This is a genomic window from Mesorhizobium sp. WSM4837, from assembly GCF_055811435.1.
In genome coordinates this window covers 1-997 of record NZ_JBVVQE010000208.1, presented here as the reverse complement: position 1 = coordinate 997, position 997 = coordinate 1, and the positions used below count along the sequence as shown (strand labels likewise).

The 997-nt window shown below is 56.8% G+C and carries 1 protein-coding gene; it reads right to left on the bottom strand.

Going from position 1 to position 997, the window contains the following annotated elements:
* A partial coding sequence (locus tag AC0L3D_RS36735; RefSeq protein ID WP_473647538.1) for a caspase family protein occupies positions 1–997 on the bottom strand: 997 nt, incomplete at both ends.

The following is a 997-nucleotide window of genomic DNA, read 5'->3' as shown; positions in this document are numbered from 1 at the left end:
TCCGCTGGCGTGCAAAGGTGATGAAGGAGCGCAGCCGTGTGTCGACTGGAATCTCAGGTTCCTTTAAAAGAGGCGTCTGGGGAAGCCCGACCCTCTGGATCATTAACTTCGCGGCGTCCACAAGCTCAGCCAAGCTTGCTGCGGGGCCAAGCGCCTTCAATGAATGGAGAAGGGCAAAGGTAAAGGCCGACTTCCCTTCCGTTAATGCGGTGCTCGCGGCTGCCGTTTCGGTTTCGAGGCAAGCGGAAAGAAGCACGCCATTGAACTGTAGCTGCCCAGTCTCACCAGACGGGGCCGCCGGCATAGAGGCCTGCAACCCGGCCAGGGAATCCCGCGAATTCGCAGCGACGGGTGAATTCCGAAGGTAAGCCATCTCACCAAAGCGCTTCTTTGCTATTGCCCTGTCCTGCCCGCTGGTGTGATCGACGAATTTGTCGCCGGCTGGACGCATGTGGGTTTTGACGCGCGCGTGTCCGGCTAACGCGGAGTACTTGAACACCGGCGCCAACATCCGCTTTTCAAGGCCGCCGGAGAAGCAGCAATCGGTAACGAACGTCAATATTCCGGGCGGCAGGTTCTGCGTCATCTGCGCGAACGCGTCATCGAAGAGATAGCCGTCGTAGAGAACAATGCATTCTTCAATCACGTGGCCTCGGAGTGCAGTCGTTCCGTGACCGGAGAAAAAGACGACCAATCGATCGTCCGGCGATACGTCTGCGAAGAGCTCTCGCAAGGCAGCTGTTACATTGGCTACAGTGGCTTCGGAATCGACAAGTCGGACAATCTCGTCGAATCCGTATTGCTTCTTGAGTACCTCCTCAAAGGCATTAACATCGTTAACACTGCTCGGAAGGTTGTTCGCTGCGCCATGATAATCGTTGATGCCTGCGAGCACCGCCCGGCGCCGTTCGCCTTTGGTGGTGTCAGCTCTGAACACACTGTGCGAACTCAAGAAACGGTCAGGTCGGGCGACAGTCAAAGTCTTCTGATGTTCAAC